20 protein-coding genes are annotated in these 19,439 nt (G+C 66.7%); 19 read left to right on the forward strand and 1 reads right to left on the reverse strand.

Annotation, left to right across the window (positions count from 1 at the left end):
- The first annotated feature begins 214 nt into the window (after nucleotides 1–214).
- Complete coding sequence (locus ABD301_RS09620) at nucleotides 215–487, forward strand: WhiB family transcriptional regulator (RefSeq protein ID WP_344309114.1); 273 nt, start codon at nucleotides 215–217, stop codon at nucleotides 485–487.
- A gap of 31 nt (nucleotides 488–518) precedes the next feature.
- On the opposite strand, the gene ABD301_RS09625 is transcribed toward ABD301_RS09620, so the two are convergent.
- Nucleotides 519–1,001 carry a metallopeptidase family protein gene (locus ABD301_RS09625; RefSeq protein WP_279583118.1) on the reverse strand — a complete coding sequence of 161 codons (483 nt, stop codon included), beginning with the start codon at nucleotides 999–1,001 and terminating at the stop codon, nucleotides 519–521.
- Nucleotides 1,002–1,271: 270 nt separating this feature from the next.
- On the opposite strand from ABD301_RS09625, the gene ABD301_RS09630 reads away from it, so the two are divergent.
- From ABD301_RS09630 to ABD301_RS09710, 18 genes are all read left to right on the forward strand, one after another.
- Entirely contained in the window at nucleotides 1,272–1,628 is a 357-nt protein-coding gene (locus tag ABD301_RS09630; protein ID WP_344309056.1) for a DUF3499 domain-containing protein, read from the forward strand.
- Nucleotides 1,629–1,767: 139 nt separating this feature from the next.
- The gene (locus ABD301_RS09635; RefSeq protein ID WP_344309058.1) at nucleotides 1,768–3,015 is read left to right on the forward strand and encodes an AAA family ATPase; all 1,248 of its coding nucleotides are present in this window, start codon (nucleotides 1,768–1,770) and stop codon (nucleotides 3,013–3,015) included.
- Between the two features lie 44 nt (nucleotides 3,016–3,059).
- A complete protein-coding gene (locus ABD301_RS42350) occupies nucleotides 3,060–3,602 on the forward strand; it encodes an RloB family protein (RefSeq protein WP_425551911.1) in 543 nt (180 codons plus the stop codon).
- Nucleotides 3,603–3,605: 3 nt separating this feature from the next.
- Nucleotides 3,606–4,541, forward strand: a complete 936-nt coding sequence (locus ABD301_RS09640) for a LysR family transcriptional regulator (protein ID WP_344309060.1) — start codon at nucleotides 3,606–3,608, stop codon at nucleotides 4,539–4,541.
- 100 nt (nucleotides 4,542–4,641) lie between these two features.
- On the forward strand, nucleotides 4,642–5,823 hold the full coding sequence (locus tag ABD301_RS09645) for an NAD-dependent formate dehydrogenase (protein ID WP_344309062.1): 1,182 nt from the start codon (nucleotides 4,642–4,644) through the stop codon (nucleotides 5,821–5,823).
- 168 nt (nucleotides 5,824–5,991) lie between these two features.
- On the forward strand, nucleotides 5,992–7,392 hold the full coding sequence (locus ABD301_RS09650) for a phosphomannomutase/phosphoglucomutase (protein ID WP_344309064.1): 1,401 nt from the start codon (nucleotides 5,992–5,994) through the stop codon (nucleotides 7,390–7,392).
- On the forward strand, nucleotides 7,389–7,580 hold the full coding sequence (locus ABD301_RS09655; RefSeq protein WP_163573400.1) for a Trm112 family protein: 192 nt from the start codon (nucleotides 7,389–7,391) through the stop codon (nucleotides 7,578–7,580). Before ABD301_RS09650 ends, ABD301_RS09655 begins: the two co-directional genes overlap by 4 nt.
- The gene (locus ABD301_RS09660; RefSeq protein WP_344309067.1) at nucleotides 7,577–8,782 is read left to right on the forward strand and encodes an SIS domain-containing protein; all 1,206 of its coding nucleotides are present in this window, start codon (nucleotides 7,577–7,579) and stop codon (nucleotides 8,780–8,782) included. The genes ABD301_RS09655 and ABD301_RS09660 overlap by 4 nt, the downstream gene beginning before the upstream one ends.
- On the forward strand, nucleotides 8,779–9,711 hold the full coding sequence (locus tag ABD301_RS09665) for a cation diffusion facilitator family transporter (protein WP_344309069.1): 933 nt from the start codon (nucleotides 8,779–8,781) through the stop codon (nucleotides 9,709–9,711). The genes ABD301_RS09660 and ABD301_RS09665 overlap by 4 nt, the downstream gene beginning before the upstream one ends.
- A 2-nt stretch (nucleotides 9,712–9,713) precedes the next feature.
- Nucleotides 9,714–10,877 (forward strand): mannose-6-phosphate isomerase, class I, encoded by a 1,164-nt coding sequence (gene manA / locus ABD301_RS09670; protein ID WP_344309071.1) that lies wholly within the window; start codon nucleotides 9,714–9,716, stop codon nucleotides 10,875–10,877.
- Between the two features lie 111 nt (nucleotides 10,878–10,988).
- Nucleotides 10,989–11,372: a DUF2695 domain-containing protein gene (locus ABD301_RS09675; protein ID WP_344309073.1), complete on the forward strand. Its 384-nt coding sequence runs from the start codon at nucleotides 10,989–10,991 to the stop codon at nucleotides 11,370–11,372.
- 264 nt (nucleotides 11,373–11,636) lie between these two features.
- A complete protein-coding gene (locus tag ABD301_RS09680) occupies nucleotides 11,637–13,058 on the forward strand; it encodes a glycoside hydrolase family 43 protein (protein ID WP_344309116.1) in 1,422 nt (473 codons plus the stop codon).
- Nucleotides 13,059–13,107: 49 nt separating this feature from the next.
- Nucleotides 13,108–14,589 carry an amidohydrolase gene (locus ABD301_RS09685; RefSeq protein ID WP_344309074.1) on the forward strand — a complete coding sequence of 494 codons (1,482 nt, stop codon included), beginning with the start codon at nucleotides 13,108–13,110 and terminating at the stop codon, nucleotides 14,587–14,589.
- On the forward strand, nucleotides 14,582–15,661 hold the full coding sequence (locus ABD301_RS09690) for an FAD-dependent oxidoreductase (protein WP_344309076.1): 1,080 nt from the start codon (nucleotides 14,582–14,584) through the stop codon (nucleotides 15,659–15,661). The genes ABD301_RS09685 and ABD301_RS09690 overlap by 8 nt, the downstream gene beginning before the upstream one ends.
- A 36-nt stretch (nucleotides 15,662–15,697) precedes the next feature.
- Nucleotides 15,698–16,060: a MerR family transcriptional regulator gene (locus ABD301_RS09695; protein ID WP_163573403.1), complete on the forward strand. Its 363-nt coding sequence runs from the start codon at nucleotides 15,698–15,700 to the stop codon at nucleotides 16,058–16,060.
- Nucleotides 16,061–16,092: 32 nt separating this feature from the next.
- Entirely contained in the window at nucleotides 16,093–17,538 is a 1,446-nt protein-coding gene (gene ahcY / locus ABD301_RS09700) for an adenosylhomocysteinase (RefSeq protein WP_344309079.1), read from the forward strand.
- Between the two features lie 100 nt (nucleotides 17,539–17,638).
- Complete coding sequence (ahcY, locus tag ABD301_RS09705; protein ID WP_344309080.1) at nucleotides 17,639–18,913, forward strand: adenosylhomocysteinase; 1,275 nt, start codon at nucleotides 17,639–17,641, stop codon at nucleotides 18,911–18,913.
- On the forward strand, nucleotides 18,910–19,356 hold the full coding sequence (locus tag ABD301_RS09710; RefSeq protein ID WP_279583132.1) for a GNAT family N-acetyltransferase: 447 nt from the start codon (nucleotides 18,910–18,912) through the stop codon (nucleotides 19,354–19,356). Before ahcY (ABD301_RS09705) ends, ABD301_RS09710 begins: the two co-directional genes overlap by 4 nt.
- The last annotated feature ends 83 nt before the right edge of the window (nucleotides 19,357–19,439 follow it).

The raw sequence follows: 19,439 nt of genomic DNA on the forward strand, positions 1-19,439 counted from the left end.
AGCGGCCGAGGGTAAAGCTCGGCTTTATAGCAGATCTCGGCTTGACTTGGGGTGCATTACACGCGTGTAATTTGTAACGGGGACCAATCGAGGCTTCCACCGCAAGGGGGTCGCAGCACCACGGACACGAGTCCGGGGTGTCAAGGCGAGGAGGCAGAGTGAGATGGACAGCAGGGACAGCACGGTAGACAGCACAGTAAGTGACGGCACCGCGATGAGCGGTGAAGAATTCGAAGAGGCTCTCCTCTCCGAAACCTATCCGGAAGAGGCTCCAGAGTGGCAGGACCGCGCTCTGTGTGCCCAGACGGACCCGGAGGCGTTCTTCCCGGAAAAGGGTGGTTCGACCCGAGAGGCGAAGCGGATCTGCACCGGTTGCGAGGTCCGGACGGAATGTCTGGAGTACGCGCTGGCGCATGACGAACGCTTCGGGATCTGGGGCGGGCTGTCCGAACGGGAGCGCCGCAAGCTCAAGCGCCGGGTCAGCTGACGACTGCGCTGCCGCATGGGGATGCGGCGGCTCAGCTTTTCGCGGACCCGTTCGGCCCCTCGGGGCCTTGCTCCAGGTCGTCCGGGTCGATGCCGAGCAGGTTCGCCACCTGCTCCACGATGACGTCGTGGACCAGGTCCGCGAGGTCCTCGCGATCCATCGCGCGGACTTCCAGCGGTCGCCGATAGAGCACGATTCGGGCGGCGCTTCGGCGGCCACGGCTGTTCTGCACGGCTGGCAGCAGCCGGGCCAGCGGCACTTCGCCGTCTTCCAGCACATCCGAGTCATATGCCGGAAGCTCTGGGGGCACGTCCTCGACCGCGAACTCGACCCGGCGCAGCTGGCTGGCCCAGCGCGCCTCCAGGTGCTCGACCGCGTCGAGCACCAGGTCATCGAACTGCTGGGACCGGCTGCGCGAGAGCGGCACCGACACCGGCGCGAGGAGGCCGCGCATTCCCCGGCCCCGGCGATCACGCCGGGCCCCGCGCGTCCGGTTGCGGTGCGTGGCGGTCACGAGGTCGAGTCTAGAGCTTCGGGGCGACAGAGTTGGTGCTCGCGGGCATGTGGCGGCGGTTTGCGTTGGCGCCGGTCTTCGAACTGTCGGGGATTGGTGCGAAGATGACTTGAGTCTCAACCCGATGTTTAGTGTGCCTGACCGGATAGCTGGGGTACGGCGGATGAAGCAAGGCAGTGAGAGTGGCCCAGCGCGGCCACCCGTGCGCGCGGCAGTGGTGCTGACCGGCGAGGTTGGTCAGGGCGGCCTGGGCGGGCTAACGTGCCCGTCGTGAGGACTCACCGCAGCTGCTCCCGATCGGGATGCCCGCTGCCCGCGGTCGCCACACTTACGTACGTTTATGCTGATTCGACCGCCGTGGTGGGCCCACTGGCCACCTCGCACGAACCCCACACGTACGACCTGTGTGCCGAGCATGCGAAGCGGCTGACCGCGCCGCGCGGCTGGGAGCTGGTCCGCCCGGATGGTGACTTCGAGGTGCCCGCGCCCACCAGCGACGACCTGTCCGCCCTCGCGGACGCCGTCCGCGAAGCCGGCCGCCCGGCCCCGCCCACCCAGCCCCCGCCAGACCCCACCGACCCACCCGGCCGCCGGGGTCACCTCCGCGCCCTCCCGACCCCTCCCTAGCGGTCTGCGCTTTCCTGACGTTTCCGGAGCCCGCTAGAGGGTCGGAGAACGGCATCGAACCCTGCCCTGGAGCGCGTCAGCCGACGATCTGTGCGGTTTACTGGTACAGATGGCCATCTAAGTTCCTCGGAGGTGCTGGATGTTGCGGAGCTTTCGTTTCAGTAACCACCGCTCGTTTGCAGATGAGCAGGAGCTGCTGCTCATGCCTGGCGGCGCGGACCCCGGGTTCGCTGTCGTGCCAGTAGCTGCGATGTACGGCGCCAACGCGTCCGGTAAGTCCAACCTCCTGGACGCGCTTGAGTTCATGCGAACAGCCGTTGTCGAGTCATTTCGGCTATGGGAAACCGATACTGGTATCCCCCGTAGTGCCTTCCGTTTGAATCCAGGCGTGGTCGGTCGGCCCTCGACCTTTGTCGTCGAACTGTTCGTCGAGGATGTTCCGTACACGTACGGGTTCGAGGTGGACGATGAGTCTGTGATCCAGGAGTGGCTTTATGCCTATCCCAAGCGTCGCTCACGAAAGATTTTCGAACGACATGGCGATCAGATCATTCTGGGGTCCACGGTTGAGGCGCATGCCAAGCTGGTTGCCTTGGAGGAGCTGATCCGTCCGAACGCGCTTTTCCTCAGCCTCGCAGCGCAGGTGAATCTTGGGCCGGTCCTACCCGTCGCCCAGTGGTTCCGGCGAGCGGTGAGGTTCGCGACTGGACGGCAGGAGGGGCGACCACCGGCTGCTGGACGGTTTGCCAACCTTCTATGGCAGGAACCCGAGCGGCAGCACCAGGTAGTGGCGCTACTAGCGGCAGCTGATCTGGGAATTTCGGACGTTCGGGTGGAGGTTGAGGACCTTGCTGCGATCCGTGGTCAGATGCCGTCGGTGAACCGGCGGGATTACGCTTTGAACAACGACAGTTCACGCCGGCTCGCCTTGCATTTTTTCCACAATGGATCGGATGAACCATTTGACTTCATGGATGAGTCAGCTGGAACTCGTTGTTGGGTAGGGCTCCTGCCTGACGTGCTGGCGGTGCTCGGCAACGGTTCGATGCTCGTTCTGGACGAGAGCGACACCAACCTTCATCCGCTCCTGATGGCGGCTCTCATTGGTCTGTTTCAGGAAAGGGAAACCAACCCACAGTCCGCGCAGCTTGTCTTCGCATCGCATGACACAAGTCTGTTGGGGACTCTGCTGGGCGAGCGGGTTCTCGATCGAGACCAGATATGGTTCGTAGAAAAGGACTCACGTGGGGCGAGCAAGCTCTTCCCGCTGAGCGATTTCAAGCCTCGTAAGGACCAGAATACCGAGCGCAGATACCTAGGTGGCAGCTACGGAGCCGTGCCACTCGTAAGTCCGGTCGACTTCGCCGATACCTTGCGCGCCGGGTGACAAACAGAGGCCGTCTCGGGAATACGCGTCGCCGTCGGATGGCGATGCGTGAAGAACGAACGCACATATTGATCGTGTGCGGCGGGCTGCAGACCGAGCCCAGATACTTTCGTGGTCTGCAGGAGGCCGGCAGTTGTCGGCCAGATATCTGCTTTACGATTTGCAAGAAAGCTGAGAGTCCGGACAGGTTGGTAGCATACGCAGCGATCAAGCGGGACCAGGCTCCAGACGTCTATGACGAGGTCTGGTGTGTTACTGACGTAGATGAGTTTGAGATGGCGGGGGCGATATCGCGCGCAGAGCGCGAGGATATCTTGCTGGCGGTTTCCAACCCCTGTTTTGAGCTGTGGCTACTGCTACATTTCTCCGACTGTCGGGCGCATCTGCGGGGTTGTCGAGAAGTCTTGTGCAAGCTCCGAGCGTATATATCCGCTTACGACAAGAACGAGATTCGAATTCTGGATTTCGCGCCCGGCATTGTCGCTGCCGTCAAACGTGGGCAGCGACTGGCACCTGCTGGTGAGGAGCATCTGAGAAATCCCTCGACAGGTGTGTGGAAACTGGTGCAGAAGATCGTTGGTGGGTAGACCGTGCTGTTGCGGCAGTTGGAGTATTTGACGGCGTTGGCGGCGAAGCGGCATTTCGCGCGGGCGGCGGCGGAGTGTCATGTGTCGCAGCCGTCGTTGTCGGACGCGATCCGCAAGCTGGAGGACGAGCTCGGGGTGCCGCTGGTACGCCGAGGCCGCCGATTCGCCGGGTTCACGCCGGAGGGCGAGCGGGTGGTGATGTGGGCGCGGCGGATCCTGGCTGAGCGAAATGCGCTTGAGGACGAGATCAGCGCGATGCGGGAGGGCCTGACCGGGCAGTTGCGAGTCGGGGCGATTCCCACCGCCTTGAATGCGACGGCGTTGTTGACCACTCCGCTGTGTGTCGAGCATCCGCTCGCCAAGGCTTCGCTGGAGGCATTGTCGTCGCGCGATATTCTGCGCCGGTTGGCTGATGCCGACCTCGATGTCGGGGTGAGTTATCTCGACAACGAGCCGGTTCCGGGCGTACGGACGGTGGCGCTTTATGAGGAGCATTACCTTTTCCTGACCCCGTTGGACAGCGAATTCGGGGCGCAGTCATCGGTTACCTGGGCGGAGATTTCCCAGACACCACTGTGTCTGTTGTTGGACGTCATGCAGAATCGACGCATTCTCGATGGTTTCTTCAGCGAAGCCGGGGTGGTGGCGTCGCCGGCGATCGAGACCGACACGATTTCGGCTTTGTACGCCCATGTGGCTACCCACCGCTGGTCCAGTGTGATCGCGCATGCCTGGCTTTATCCGCTCGGCGTGCCGGAAGGAATGCGGGTGGTGCCGGTGGCGGACCAGTCGTGGCATCCGCAGGTGGGTTTGCTGATCGCGGACCGCGAGCCGCAGCCGATGATGGTGACGGCTTTGCTCGACGTGGCAAGGAGAACGGACGTGCGTCGGCGGATGCGCGCGCTCGCCGCGCGGTACGGAGTGGTGCTGCCGAGTTGATAGCCAGCGGCTATCAACCGAGAGAAACAAACGTTTTGACGGGTTTCTCCGGGCAGAGCAGGGTGGGCAGCATCACCTCGCTCAGCCTTTGGAGGCGGCAATGGCGAAAATCCTTTGTGTTCTCTACGACGACCCGGTCGACGGCTATCCGAAGTCGTACGCCCGGGACGGGTTACCGCTGGTCGACGGCTATCCGGGCGGGCAGACGCTGCCCAGCCCAGAAGGGATCGACTTCATTCCGGGGCAGCTGCTCGGCAGTGTGTCCGGTGAGCTGGGACTGCGGTCATTCCTGGAAAAGAACGGCCACACGCTGGTCGTCACCTCCGACAAGGATGGCGCCGACTCGGAGTTCGACCGCGAGCTGGTGGACGCCGACGTGGTGATTTCGCAGCCATTCTGGCCGGCTTACCTGACCGCGGAGCGAATCGCCAAGGCGAAGAACCTGAAAATCGCGATCACCGCCGGCATTGGTTCGGACCACGTCGATCTGCAGGCCGCCATCGATCGTGGCATCACCGTCACCGAAGTGACCTACAGTAACAGCATCAGCGTCGCTGAGCACGTGGTGATGATGATCCTTTCGTTGGTACGCAACTACATTCCGTCGTACAAGATCGTCGTCGACGGTGGCTGGAACATCGCCGACGCGGTTTCCCGCTCGTACGACGTGGAGGGAATGGATGTTGGTACGGTCGCGGCCGGCCGGATCGGGCTCGCGGTTTTGCGCCGGTTGAAGCCTTTCGACATGCGGCTGCACTACACCGATCGGCACCGGCTGCCGGCTGAAGTGGAGCAGGAGCTCGGCTTGACCTTCCACCCGACCGCGCAGGACATGGTGCCGCACTGTGACGTGGTCACCATCAACGCGCCGCTGCACCCGGAAACCGAGGGCCTGTTCGACGACAAGCTGATCAGCACGATGAAACGCGGTGCCTACCTGGTGAACACCGCTCGCGCGAAGATCGCCGACCGGGACGCGATCGTACGAGCGCTGGAGAGCGGACAGCTCGCCGGTTATGCGGGTGATGTCTGGTTCCCGCAACCAGCGCCGGCTGACCACCCGTGGCGGACCATGCCGCACCACGGCATGACGCCACACATCTCCGGGTCGTCGTTGTCCGCGCAGACCCGCTATGCCGCCGGCACCCGGGAGATCCTGGAGTCGTGGTTCGCCGGCCGGCCGATCCGGGACGAGTATCTGATCGTCGACGGCGGTCAGCTGGCCGGCGCGGGCAGCCACTCGTACAGCGCCGGCAACGCCACCACGGGCTGGAACGGCTGATGTCCACGGGGACCCCGCGTGCGTGGGGGTCCCCCCGGTGGACAAGACCTCAGGGGTACGGGAGTCAGTCCTCAGAGGGGTACGAGGGCTCGACTCTGGGTTGAGTCGCTGCCGGCGCGGTCCGGATAGGCTCGGATCGACTTGCCGACCTGCCCATAAGGAGCCCACGTGCCCGCGCAGACCCACCGCGATCTGTCCCGGACCGTGAAGGCGTACGACGTCCGCGGTGTTGTCCCGGACGACCTCGACGAGACCGTTGCGACCGCGTTGGGTGAGGCGTTTGCCCAGCTCGTGGCCGCGGATGGCGCGAAGCGGGTGGTCATCGCGTACGACATGCGCGAGTCCTCGATCCCGCTGTCGGACGCCTTCGCGGCCGGCGTCCGCAGTCGTGGGCTGGACGTGCTGGATGCCGGCCTCGGGTCGACCGACATGCTCTACTTCGCGTCCGGTCACCTGGACGCGCCGGGCGCGATGTTCACCGCCAGCCACAACCCGGCCCGCTACAACGGCATCAAGCTGTGCCGGGCCGGTGCCGCACCGATCGGCCAGGACACCGGCCTCGCCGAGATCCGCGCCAGCACCGAGCTGCTGCTGGCCGAGCCACCCCACGGCCGGCCGCAAACCGGGACAACGTCCAAGGTCGACCTCCTCGACGCGTACGCACGGCATTTGCTCAACCTCGTGCCGCTGGATGGCTGCCGGCCGCTGAAGGTTGTCGTCGACGCCGGCAACGGGATGGGCGGCCACACCGTGCCGGCCGTCTTCGCCGGCCTGCCGATCGACGTGATCCCGATGTATTTCGAGCTGGACGGCAACTTTCCGAACCACGAGGCCAATCCGCTCGACCCGGCGAACCTGGTCGACCTGCGCGCGAGGGTCACCGCGGAGGGCGCGGACGCCGGTCTCGCCTTCGACGGCGACGCTGACCGCTGTTTCGTGGTTGACGAGCGCGGCGAGCCGGTCTCGCCGTCCGCGATCGCCGCGCTGGTCGCCGTACGGGAGCTGGCCAAGCACCCGGGCGGCACGATCATCCACAACCTGATCACCTCGCGGGCGGTTCCGGACATCGTCAAGGAGCACGGCGGCGAGCCTGTACGTACGCGTGTCGGTCATTCGTTCATCAAGGCCGAGATGGCGCGTACGGGCGCGGTCTTCGGCGGCGAGCACTCGGCGCACTACTACTTCCGCGACTTCTGGCGTGCCGACACCGGCATGCTCGCCGCGCTGCACGTGTTGTCCGCTCTGGGCGAACAGGATCGTCCGCTGTCGGCGTTGACGGAGAAGTTCTGCCGATATGTGGGCTCTGGGGAGATCAACTCGACCGTCGACGACCAGGCCGCGTGCACCGCGGCGGTAGCGCGCGCGTACGAGGGCCGTCCTGGCGCTGTCGAGGACCGGCTGGACGGGCTGACCGTGACTCTGCCGGACGGCTGCTGGTTCAACCTGCGCCCGAGCAACACCGAACCCCTGCTGCGGCTGAACGTCGAGGCAGGCGATGCTGACAGGATGGAGGCGCTGCGGGACGACGTCCTGGATCTGATCCGGGCCGCGAATGAGGAGACACGGTGACACTCGACAAGACGCTGCTGGACATCCTGGCTTGCCCCCAGGACCACGCGCCGCTGAAGTACGACCCGGCCGCCGCGGCCGGCGCCGGCGAATTGGCCTGCACCGGATGTGACCGGGTCTACCCGATCTCCGACGGCATCCCGGTGCTGTTGGTGGACGAGGCCCGCCACGCCACCGCGAAGAAATGACCGCACCCGGCACCTTCGTCGCCGAGCGGCTGGACGACCCGGCCAGCATGCACACCTTCGACTCGGCCCAGCTGCTGCGTGGCATCGCCGGCGCCGGAGCCCAACTGCGGGAGGCCAGCCAGCTGACCGCGGAGGCCGGCCTGCAGGTGCTCGGCGACGAGGGCCGACCGCGGGCCGTGGTGGTCGCCGGCGTCGGGACGGCCGCGCGTACGGCCGACATCCTCGCCGCCGTCGCCGGCCCGCGTTGCCCGGTCCCGGTGCTCGCGCACCGCAGTGCCGGCATCCCCGGCTGGGTCGGTGCCGCTGACGTCGTCATCGCGGTCTCCGCCTCTGGCCGCGGCCCGGAGGCGCTGGCCGCCGCCGATGCGGCGGCCGCTCGTGGCGCCCGCCTGGTGGCGATTGGCGCGCCCGATTCGGAGCTGCAGTCGTACGCGGAGCGCGCGCGTGCGCCGTTCATCCCGGTGCCGCGCCGACGCCCCGCTTGGGTGAGTCTCTGGGGCCTGACCGCGCCGGTGTTGCTGACCGGCCGTGCGCTGGGCCTCGCGTCGATTACCGAGACCGACATCGCCGAGGCCGCGTCCAGGCTCGACGCGGACGCCGAGCGCTGCCGGCCGACCGCGGAGACCTTCACCAACCCGGCCAAGACGCTCGCGATGGACCTCGCCGGCACGATTCCGGTGGTCTGGGGCTCGTCGCGGCTCGCCACCGTGGCCGCCAGCCGGGTTGCCGACTCGCTGGCCGCCAACGCGCGCTATCCAGCCTCGTCCGGCGGCTTGCTGGAGGCGAGCCGCGGCCGGGTTGGTTTGTTGGACGGCATCTACGGTTCGGTGGCCGGCCCGAAGGACATCTTCGCCGACCCGTATGAGGAGGACGAGGAGGCCGCCAACGCCCCCGATCCCACTCGCCTGCGGGTCGTGTTGCTGCGTGATGAGCCCGAAGAGGCCGGCGTTGAGCTGGAAGGCGCCGAGCCGGTACGTCCGGACTCAGCGCGCGCTGACGTCGTCGAGGACCTCGCCACCGAGCGAGGGGTCGGCATCAGCGTCATCAGCGCCGAGGGTGCCTCGCTGCTGGAGCGGCTGGCCTCGCTGATCGCCGTCACCGATTTCGCGTCGCTCTACCTGGCGCTCGGCCATGGCATCGACCCTGTCGTCGTACCAGCCGTCAGCGAGCTGAAGGAGCGGTCCGCGCGGAGGCCTTTGTGAGCACGGAGGAGAGTCCCAAGGCGATTGTCGCCGCGTTGGCGGCGAACCTTGGGATCGCGGTGACGAAGTTGATCGCCTTCGCGTTGACGGGTTCTTCGTCGATGCTGGCTGAGGGCATTCACTCGGTCGCCGACTCTGGCAACCAGGTTCTGTTGCTGATCGGCGGCAAACGGTCGCGGCGGCAGGCAACGCCGGATCATCCGTTCGGGTACGGGCGCGAACGGTACGTTTACGCATTCCTGGTCTCGATCGTGTTGTTCACCCTCGGTGGACTTTTCGCGGTGTACGAGGGATTCGAGAAGATCCAGCACCCGGAGCCAATCGAGTCCTGGCGGTGGGTGCCGGTCGCGGTGCTGGTGATCGCGATCGGGCTGGAGGGATTTTCGTTCCGTACGGCCGTGCATGAGTCCAACCGCACCCGCGGTGCCGTCTCGTGGATCCAGTTTCTGCGCCGTGCCAAGGCTCCTGAGCTGCCGGTCGTGCTGTTGGAAGACACCGCGGCGCTGATCGGTCTCGTTTTCGCGCTTTTCGGGGTGGGTCTGACGCTCATTACCGGAAATGGCGTGTGGGACGGCGTTGGTACGCTCGCAATCGGCTTCCTGTTGGTCGCGGTGGCGGTTTTCCTGATGGTGGAGACCAAAAGTCTGCTCCTGGGTGAGTCCGCGTCCAGTGACGTGATTCGCCAGATCGAAGCGGCGATCAATTCCGTCGAGCATGTCGACGGCATTATCCACATGCGAACGATGCACCTGGGCCCGGACGAGTTGTTGGTAGCGGCCAAAATCGCCGTCAAACACGACGACACGGCCAGTGCGGTGGCGGCCGCGATCGACGCCGCCGAGGCGAAGATCCGAGCGGCCGTACCTATCGCGAGAGTCATTTACCTGGAGCCGGACATCAGCCGGCAACCGTCGAAAGTGGACAGCTGAAGATGCGCCGACTGACCGGCCCGATCCGCCCGTACGACTGGGGTTCGCACCAGGTGATCGCCGCCGTACAGGGTCGACCGACACCAACCCAGGAGCCGGAGGCCGAGCTGTGGCTGGGCGCCCATCCGGCCGATCCGGCCACTGTGGACGGTCAGGGCCTGGATGCCTTGATCGCCGCCGATCCGGAGGGTGAGCTGGGGGCGGCGGTGGTCCGTCGCTACGGCAGTCGGCTGCCGTTCCTGCTCAAGCTGCTGGCTGCGGACCGGCCACTTTCGCTGCAGGTGCACCCAAACTCGGTGCAGGCGCTGGCTGGTTTCGAAGCCGAGGAAGCCGCCGGCGTACCGATGGATGCGGCTGAGCGGCGCTACAAAGACGCCAGCCACAAACCCGAGCTGCTGGTCGCCATCATGGATACCGACGCCCTCGCCGGTTTCGCCGAGACCGCCCAGACCGCTGATTTCCTGGAAAAGCTGGGCTGGAAACCAGCGCTGGCCTGGGTGCCGCGGCTGCGCGAGGGGCAGCTGGAATCGGTGGTCACCGAGATGCTCGGCCTACGCGACGCCGATGCGCTGTCGTACGGGGAGCTGGTCGAGGCCTGCCACGCGGAGGGATCGCCGCGCGCGTACACGATCGCGGAGCTCGCCGACCGCTATCCCGGTGACCCAGGCGTGCTGGTCGCACTGACCCTCAACTACGTGCGGCTGTCCGCGGACGAGGGCATCTACCTCGCCGCCGGCAGCCCGCACGCGTACGTCCGAGGTGCCGGCATGGAGATCATGGCCGCTTCGGACAATGTCCTGCGCGGTGGCCTGACCAGCAAGTATGTCGATGTGGACGAGTTGCTCCGGATCATGGACTTCACGGCCGAGCCGCCGCCGTACGTGCTGCCGGACGCCGTTGGTCGTACGGCATCTCGCTGGGACACGCCTACCGCTGAGTTCGCGCTGTCCGAGGTCGACCCGACCCCGGCTCCCGTCGTACTGCCCGGCACCGGTGGCCCGCGGGTGTTGTTCTGTCTGCAGGGGGAGGCCACTGTCTCTAACGGCATTGATGAGCTGACGCTGCGCTCCGGCGAGTCGGCGTGGTCGCCGGCGTCGGACCCGGAGCTGACCGCCACCAGCTCCGACACCGCCCGCCTCTTCGTCGCTACCGTCGCGGACGCATAGACCGGGGGAAGGCGTCCTTAAACGCCGTACGCCGAAAAGCGCTGCGGCGCGATTCTGTCGGTCCCCGTCCCGATCCTGGTCGTGTTGGCGAACCACGACCAGGAGGCAGTGATGGGAATGCGGACGACTGCGGGTTTCGAGGGCGACGAACCGGACCTGGGGCGGCTGGACCGCGAGGTGGAGGGGGTGCCGGATCAGGAGACCGCGCCGCTGCCGGACGAGTGCCTGCCCTGCTATCTCTACCGGATGGTGGACACCCAGGAGTGCGAGCGGGACTTCCGGTGGGTGCACCGCTGGCAGCACGCGCAGCTCGCCCGGCTGGCCGGGCTGGATGACTGGCTGAATGAGCGTGGCGGCCACTGCGACTGCGAGGTGCTCTACTACGCCTTCCGCGACTTCTTCGGGGGCGAGCCGCCGGTCGGCGGGCTGCCCCCGTGTACGCATGGGCCGCTGGCCCGGCCGCAGGACGCCCGGATGTGGCCGGGCGTCAACTAGCGTCCTGCGTCTGAGGTTCGCTACTTTCTCCGGCGCCCAGACGGCGACTGAGAGCACCGGAGAATCGCCCACATACGCACCAGTATGAGGGCGATCCTCCGGCGCACTCAGATCACCGTCTGGATCACCGAATAAAGCAACGAACCTCAGACGCAGGACACTAGAGCCGATTCGCGGATATCCCGCCGAGTGTCTGTACGGCTCGGCGGGACCCGTGTAAAACCCTGATCAACTTGTGTCCCGAGCAGCATTCGTGAGGTGGCCATGTCACGCCTGATCCGGAGTCTTGCTCTTTTTGCCGCTGTCTTTCTCGCGCTGGCGTATGTGGGTGCGCCGGCAACTGAGGCCGCGACTATTTCGACGACCTTCCGGAATCCGCTCAATCCGGGACCTGATCCTTTTATGACGTGGTATCAGGGCAATTACTATCTTTCCACCACGCAGGGCGACGCGATCCGGATCTGGAAAGCGTCGTCGCTGAACCAGTTGCTGGCCGCGCCCGCGCACCAGGTGTGGACCGACAACGACGCCAGCCGCAACCAGCAGATGTGGGCGCCGGAGTTCTATCTTGTCAACGGCCATTGGTATATCTACTACACCGCCGACAACGGCACGGACGCCAACCACCGGGTCTATGTGGTCGAATCGAGCGGCACCGACCCGCTGGGGCCGTATCACTTCAAGGCCAAACTGCAGCCGCCGAACCTGAACCAGTGGGGCATCGACCCGACGTTGTTGCAGCGTAACGGCAGTCTCTATCTCGGATTTTCGAGCAAATTCAACGGCAACAACTCGCTCTACATCGCGCCGCTGTGGAACCCGTGGACGGTCAGTGGCAACGGCGTCTACCTGCCGGCCGCCGGCTGCACCACCGACACCGTCCGAGAGGCGCCGGAGTTTGTGCACAGCGGCGGGAAAACCTGGCTGGTCTATTCGACCTGCGACACCGGCAAGCCGGATTACCAGCTGTGGGAGCAGTCGTTGAACGACGGCGCCGATCCGCTGGTGGCCAGCAACTGGGTGCAGCACTCCGGCGCGGTCTTCTCCCGCAACGACTCGGCCGGGGTGTACGGGCCAGGCCACAACGCGTTCTTCACCTCGCCCGACGGCAGCCAGACCTGGATGGTGTACGGCGCGAAGAACACGTCCGCGTACACGTACGACGGGCGGACGACCCGGGCGCAGAAGATCGGGTTCAACGCCGACGGCAGCCCGAATCTGGGCAGCCCGCTCGCGGCCGGCGCCACCCAGTCGCTGCCGGCCGGCGACCCGGGCGCCATGCAGGGCTGGATCAACGACGACGGCCGTACGAGCGCTGGCGGCAGCGTCGCGTACGCCGGCACCGGTTGGATGTCCGGAGCTGGCTGCGGCGTCCAGTGTTTCTTCGGCGACGACCATTGGGACGGCACTGCCGGCGACACCGCCACGTATTCGTTCACCGGTAAGCAGATCGCGCTGCTTTCGGAACGGGACACGAACTACGGTCTGGCCGCGCTGTCTGTTGACGGCGGCGCCGAAACAACGATCGACCTCTACTCGGCCAACCGAGCGGGCGAACAGGTGAACTACGTCAGCCCGGTGCTCTCGGCCGGCGCCCACACGCTGCGGATCCGGGTCACCGGCAACAAGAACGGCAGCTCCGCCGGCACCTTGATCGAAATCGACCGCGCGGAGGTCTATTGCTAGAGCCTAACCATACGATGCGATCGGGGAGTGGACGATCGCTGGAGGTTTCATGCTCGCGCTGCGTCGCGCACGGCTGGTCAGTCTGACCGGATCCGGTTCGGTGGGCGGGTTGGTCGACGTGCTCATCGCCGACGGCCGGGTCCGGGCGATCGGGACGGCGGCGGATCTCGCGCCGTACGTGGGAAAGGCCGAGACCGTCGACCTCGACGGCCGGTATGTGCTGCCCGGACTTTGGGACAGTCACGTACATTTCGGGCAGTGGGCGGTGTCTCGGCAGCGGCTCGACCTCACCGGCGCGACCAGTGCCGCGGCGGTGTGTGCGCTGGTTGCCGAGCGGGCGGCCGGCGTCGACGGCCCGGTGGTTGGCTACGGCTTCCGGGATGCGCTGTGGCCGGACGGGCCGCACAGAGATGCCCTGGACGCGGTCGCGCCGGGGGTGCCGGTTTTCTTGGCGGCCAACGATCTGCACAGCGGCTGGTATAACTCGGCCGCTTTGCGGCTCGTTGGTCACGCCGACCATCCGACCGGCCTGCTCCGGGAGTCCGCCTTCATGGCCGCGCTGCTGGCCACCCCCGGGCTGTCGCCGGATCGGCTGGACGCGGCCGTTCACCAGGCCGCGAAAGCCGCCGCGGCTCGCGGAATCGTCGGCGTTGTCGAGCTGGAACACGACTTCAACGTCGCCGCCTGGACTCGGCGGGTACGGGCCGGCACGACCTTCCTCCGGGTCGAATGCGGTGTCTACAAAGCGCATTTGGACGACGCGATTGAGCGCGGATGGCGTACCGGCGACGTTCAGCCGGACACTGGCGGGCTGGTGGAAATGGGCCGGCTGAAGGTCATCACCGACGGCTCGCTGAACACCCGTACGGCGTACTGTCACCAGCCTTACCTTGACAGTGCTGGAAAAGAAATCGGCCGTGGCGACTTGGTGGTGCCGCCGAAAGAACTCGTTCCGCTGATGCGCCGAGCGGCCGCCCACGGCATCGATGCGGCTGTTCATGCGATTGGTGACCACGCGAACACGCTGGCTCTGGACGCGTACGAACAGGTCGGCTGCGGTGGCAGCATCGAGCACGCGCAACTGCTGACCATCGATGATTTCCGCCGGTTCGCAGACCTGGATCTGGTCGCCAGCGTCCAGCCGCAGCACGCGGTCGACGACCGCGAGGTGGCGGACCGCTACTGGCCCGGCCGTACGGACCGTGCTTTTGCTTACGCGGCCTTGCTTTCTGCTGGCGTACGACTGGCCCTGGGCTCGGACGCGCCGGTCGCGCCGCTGGATCCGTGGATTTCGGTGGCCGCGGCGGTGCAACGCAGCGACGACGACCGGCCGTCCTGGCATCCCGAGCAGGAGCTGCCAGCCTCGGCGGCGCTCGCTGCCTCGACCCGCGGTCGCCGGTTGGTACGGGTCGGGGAGGTCGCGGATCTGGTGATCACGGAGGAAAATCCGCTGGAGGTGGCGGCCCCCAAGCTCCGGTCGATGTCGGTTTTCGGGACTCTGCTGGCAGGTTCGTGGACGACCGATGCCTGACGTAGTCGTCGTCGGTGCCGGCGTGATGGGCTCGGCGGCCGCCTGGGCGCTGGCCGAGGCAGGTCGCGAAGTCGTCGTACTGGAAAGGTTCACCGCTGGCCATGACCGGGCCGGATCGCACGGCGAGACTCGGCTTTTTCGTCTGGTCTATGACACGGTCGACTACATCAGGCTGGCGAAAGAAGCATTGTCGCAATGGCGCCAGTTGGAGTCGCTGACCGGTCGAGCGCTGCTGGAAACCACCGGCGGAGTCGAGCACGGCATGGCGCCGCAAGAGTTGCGCAGACTGCTGGAAGCACTGGCGGTGGAGCACGTCGACGCGGAGGTGCTGGACGCGGCGGAGGCGGGCCGGCGGTGGCCGGGCATGCGATTCGCCGATCCGGTGCTTTTCCAACCTGAGGCTGGTCGGCTGAAGGCCGCCGATGCGATCGCCGCTTTTCACTCCGCCGAAGCCGATTTCCGCTTTGAGCAACAGGTTGAGCGGATCGACGTGGTCGGCGACGATGGTCCGGTCGATATTCACACCGCGTCGGGCACCGTCAGGGCTCCGCGGGTCATCGTCGCCGCTGGTCCCTGGACGCCCGCATTGGTAGGAAAACTGCCCGCTCTCAGAGTCACGCAGGAACAGCCGCGGCATTTCCGTCCGATTCACGACGACATCGCCTGGCCGAATTTCGTGCATTGGCGAAAGGGCGGCTTTGATACCTACGGGCTGCTCGCTCCGGGCGAGGGCGTGAAAGTCGGCTTTCACGCCGGCGGGCCGGTCGTCGATCCGGACAGTCGCGACTTCCAGCCGGACCCAGTGGCCGATCGGGCCTTGCGGGCGTACGTCCAGGACTGGTTTCCCGGGCTGGACGCGCAGGACTCGACGCCGGTCAGCTGTCTTTACGACAACACCGCGTCCGCTGACTTCGTCATCGACCAACTTGGGCCGGTCACCGTGGCCTGCGGTTTCTCCGGCCACGGCTTCAAGTTCGCGCCGGCGATCGGCCAGCTGCTGGCCGGCATGGCGCTCGGGACAGCGCGCCCACCGGACCGGTTCACCCAGGCCGGCACCATCGGGCAACCCTGAGGCAACCTTGACATTGCTCTGCTAAGGTTGACCTCGATGAACCTGCTCACGATCCAGGAAGCCGCGGAGACCACCGGGTGGTCGCCGCGGATGCTGCGTTACATCGAGCAGGCCGGACTGGTCGCCGCTGGCCGGTCCGAGTCGGGCTACCGGCTGTATGGGCCGGAGCAACTGCAACGCCTACGTACGCTGCGGGAACTGCTCAACGACTACGGCATCAGCCTCACCGAGGTCGGGTTCGCGCAGCGCCTGCGCACCGACGCGGAGCTGGCGGCGGCCGTACAGAACTGGTTCACCGCCGAACCCGCCCGTCCGGCCGAGGTGCTGCCGTCGGATTGGCTCGCGTACGAGCAAAACAAGCACCAGAACCTGTTGGAAGGCCTCGCGGCAACGTCCTGACGGCCCGCCCGCGTACCCACTCAAGGAGACACATGAGCACGACCACGGGTGACTTCAAGGTCGCCGACCTCTCGCTGGCCGCGTTTGGCCGCAAGGAGATCAAGCTGGCCGAGCACGAGATGCCCGGCCTGATGTCGATCCGCGCCGAGTACGCCAAGACCCAGCCGCTCAAGGGCGCTCGGATCATGGGCTCGCTGCACATGACCATCCAGACCGCCGTACTGATCGAGACGCTGGTCGAGCTGGGTGCCACCGTGCGCTGGGTGTCCTGCAACATCTTCTCCACCCAGGACCACGCGGCGGCCGCCGTCGCGGTCGGCCCGAACGGCACCCCGGAGAACCCGCAGGGCGTGCCGGTTTTCGCCTGGAAGGGCGAGACGCTGGAGGAGTACTGGTGGTGCACCGACCAGGCGATGAGCTGGCCCGGTGAGGCCGGCCCGAACATGATCCTGGACGACGGCGGCGACGCCACCATGCTGGTCCACAAGGGCGTCGAGTTCGAGGCCGCCGGTGCCGTGCCGCAGCCCGACGACAGTGACCCCGAGGAATACCACGTGGTCCTGGAGACGCTGCGCAAGTCGCTCGCGACCGACAAGCAGCGGTTCACCACGATGGCGGCCGGCATCAAGGGCGTCACCGAGGAGACCACCACCGGTGTGCACCGGTTGTACGAGATGCACAAGGCCGGCACGCTGCTGTTCCCGGCGATCAACGTGAACGACTCGGTCACCAAGTCCAAGTTCGACAACAAGTACGGTTGCCGGCACTCGCTGATCGACGGCATCAACCGGGCCACCGACACCCTGATCGGCGGCAAGGTCGCGCTGGTCTGCGGCTATGGCGACGTGGGCAAGGGCTGCGCGGAGTCGCTGCGCGGCCAGGGCGCCCGGGTGATCATCACCGAGATCGACCCGATCTGCGCGCTGCAGGCGGCGATGGACGGCTACCAGGTCACCACCGTCGAAGACGTGATCTCCATCGTCGACATCTTCGTGACCACGACCGGCAACAAGGACATCATCACCGCTGCCCACATGGAGCAGATGAAGCACCAGGCGATCGTCGGCAACATCGGTCACTTCGACAACGAGATCGACATCGCGGGCCTTGCCAAGCTGCCCGGCATCAAGCGGGACGAGATCAAGCCGCAGGTCCACGAGTGGACCTTCGCCGATGGCCACACGATCATCATGCTGTCCGAGGGTCGGCTGCTGAACCTGGGCAACGCCACCGGTCACCCGAGCTTCGTGATGAGCAACTCCTTCGCGAACCAGACCATCGCTCAGGTCGAGCTGTTCACCAAGCAGGGTGAGTACGACAAGCAGGTCTACGTGCTGCCCAAGCACCTCGACGAGAAGGTCGCGCGCCTGCACCTGGACGCTCTCGGCGTCAAGCTGACCGAGCTGTCCAAGGACCAGGCCGACTACATCGGCGTAGCCGTCGAAGGCCCGTACAAGCCGGACACCTACCGCTACTAGAGGTTCCTGTCTCATCCTTGGCCGCGATGCTTCATCGCGTGCGCCACGCGCACGCAATGAGGCATCGCGGCCGCTGCGTAGCCAAGTCCGTGGGGGAAATGTGAGCAGGCAGCGAGCCCGGTCGGATATCGCCGATCCGGCGTTGGCCGACCAAGGCGCGGCCCGGATCGGCCGCAGCGAGCGGTCCATGCCGGTGTTGCGGGCGATCCGCGCCGGTTTCGCCGAGAAGCGGCCGCTTACGGGTCTGACCATCGCGGCCTGCCTGCACGTCACCGCGGAGACCGCGATCCTGGTGCGGACTCTCACGGCCGGCGGCGCGCAAGTGCGGCTGGCCGCCTCCAACCCGCTGTCCACTCAGGACGACGTGGCGGCCGCGCTGGCCGGGCAGCCGGAGGTCACCGTCTTCGCCCGTCGCGGTGTCCCGCCAACCGAGTATCACCAGCATGTCGACGCGGCCATCGGCGCCGGGCCAGCGCTGGTGATCGACAACGGCTGCGACCTCTCAGTGGCCCTGCACACTGACCACAAAGAGCTCGCCGCGGGCGTGATAGCCGGCTGTGAGGACACTCCGACCGGCGTCCTGCGGCTGCGCGCGATGGCCGCCGAGCGGGCCCTGGGCTATCCGGTGGTGGCCCTGGACGACACCCCGACCCGTCGGCTCGCCGACCACCGGCATGGCACCGGGCAGTCGTGCGTGGACGCGATCCTGCGGTCGACGAACATCCTGCTGGCAGGCCGTACGGTCGTCGTCGCCGGCTTCGGCCCGGTGGGTCGCGGGGTGGCCGAGCGGGTACGCGGCATGGGCGCCATGGTGGTGGTCACCGAGGTCGATCCGGTGCCGGCACTGGATGCCGTGCTGTCCGGCTACCGGGTGCTCCCGATGACCGAGGCCGCGCCGCTCGCCGATGTCGTGGTCACCGCGACCGGCAATCGTGATGTCGTACGCGGCGAGCACCTCGCGGCCCTGCGATCCGGAGCGGTGCTGGCCAACGCCGGCCACTTCGACGTGGAGATCGACGTGCGCTGGCTGCGCGAACACGCGGTGGACGTACGCTCGCCCCGCCCTGCCGTGCAGGAGTTCACCCTCCCCGGGGGCGCCACCGTCTCGCTGCTGGCCGAGGGCCGGATCGCCAACCTCGGCGCGGCCGACGGCAACCCGCCCGCGGTGATGGACCTGGCTTTCGCCGAGCAGGCGCTCACGGTCGGCTGGCTGGCCAGCCGCGACCGGTTGCCGGTCGGCGTCCATCGGGTCCCGTCCGACGTGGGCACCGAGATCGCCACGCTGGAGCTGGACGGCCTCGGCGTACGGATCGATGACCTCAACGCGGACCAGCGGCGCTACCTCTCGGCCTGGCAGGGATCGTGGGAAGCGTGACGATCCGGCGGGCCGGCGCCCCAGACGTGCCGGCGCTGGCCGAAATGCGCCACGAGTGGACCGTCGAGTGGTCGGATGGCGAGACGGTCGACGACCCGGACTACCGCGCTCGGTTCGCCGCGTGGTTCGCTGCCGAGCCGGGTCGGCTCTGGTGGGTCGCGCAAGACGGGCCGGCCACGGTCGGCATGCTGAACATGGTCGTCTTCACCCGGATGCCCCGACCCGGCCGCCCGGTGAGCCGCTGGGGTTATATCGCGAATGTGTTCGTACGCCCAAAATATCGTGATGCTGGCGCCGGTCGAGAGCTGCTGGACGCGGCGATCGCGTACGCGCGCGATGAGGACTTCGCCCGCCTGGTGCTCAGCCCCTCCGAGCGATCCGTCCCGTTCTACCGCCGCGCCGGTTTCGGCCCCGCCGACAACCTGCTGCGCTGGGAAGGCTAGCCAACACCGCGTCTGTTTACCGCCAGCGCGGGGTGGACTGAGGTGAGAAGGTGGCCGTACCAAAGGAAAACGCGAGGAGACTT

The sequence above is a fragment of the Fodinicola feengrottensis genome, assembly GCF_039530045.1.
Classification (GTDB): Bacteria; Actinomycetota; Actinomycetes; order Mycobacteriales; family HKI-0501; genus Fodinicola; species Fodinicola feengrottensis.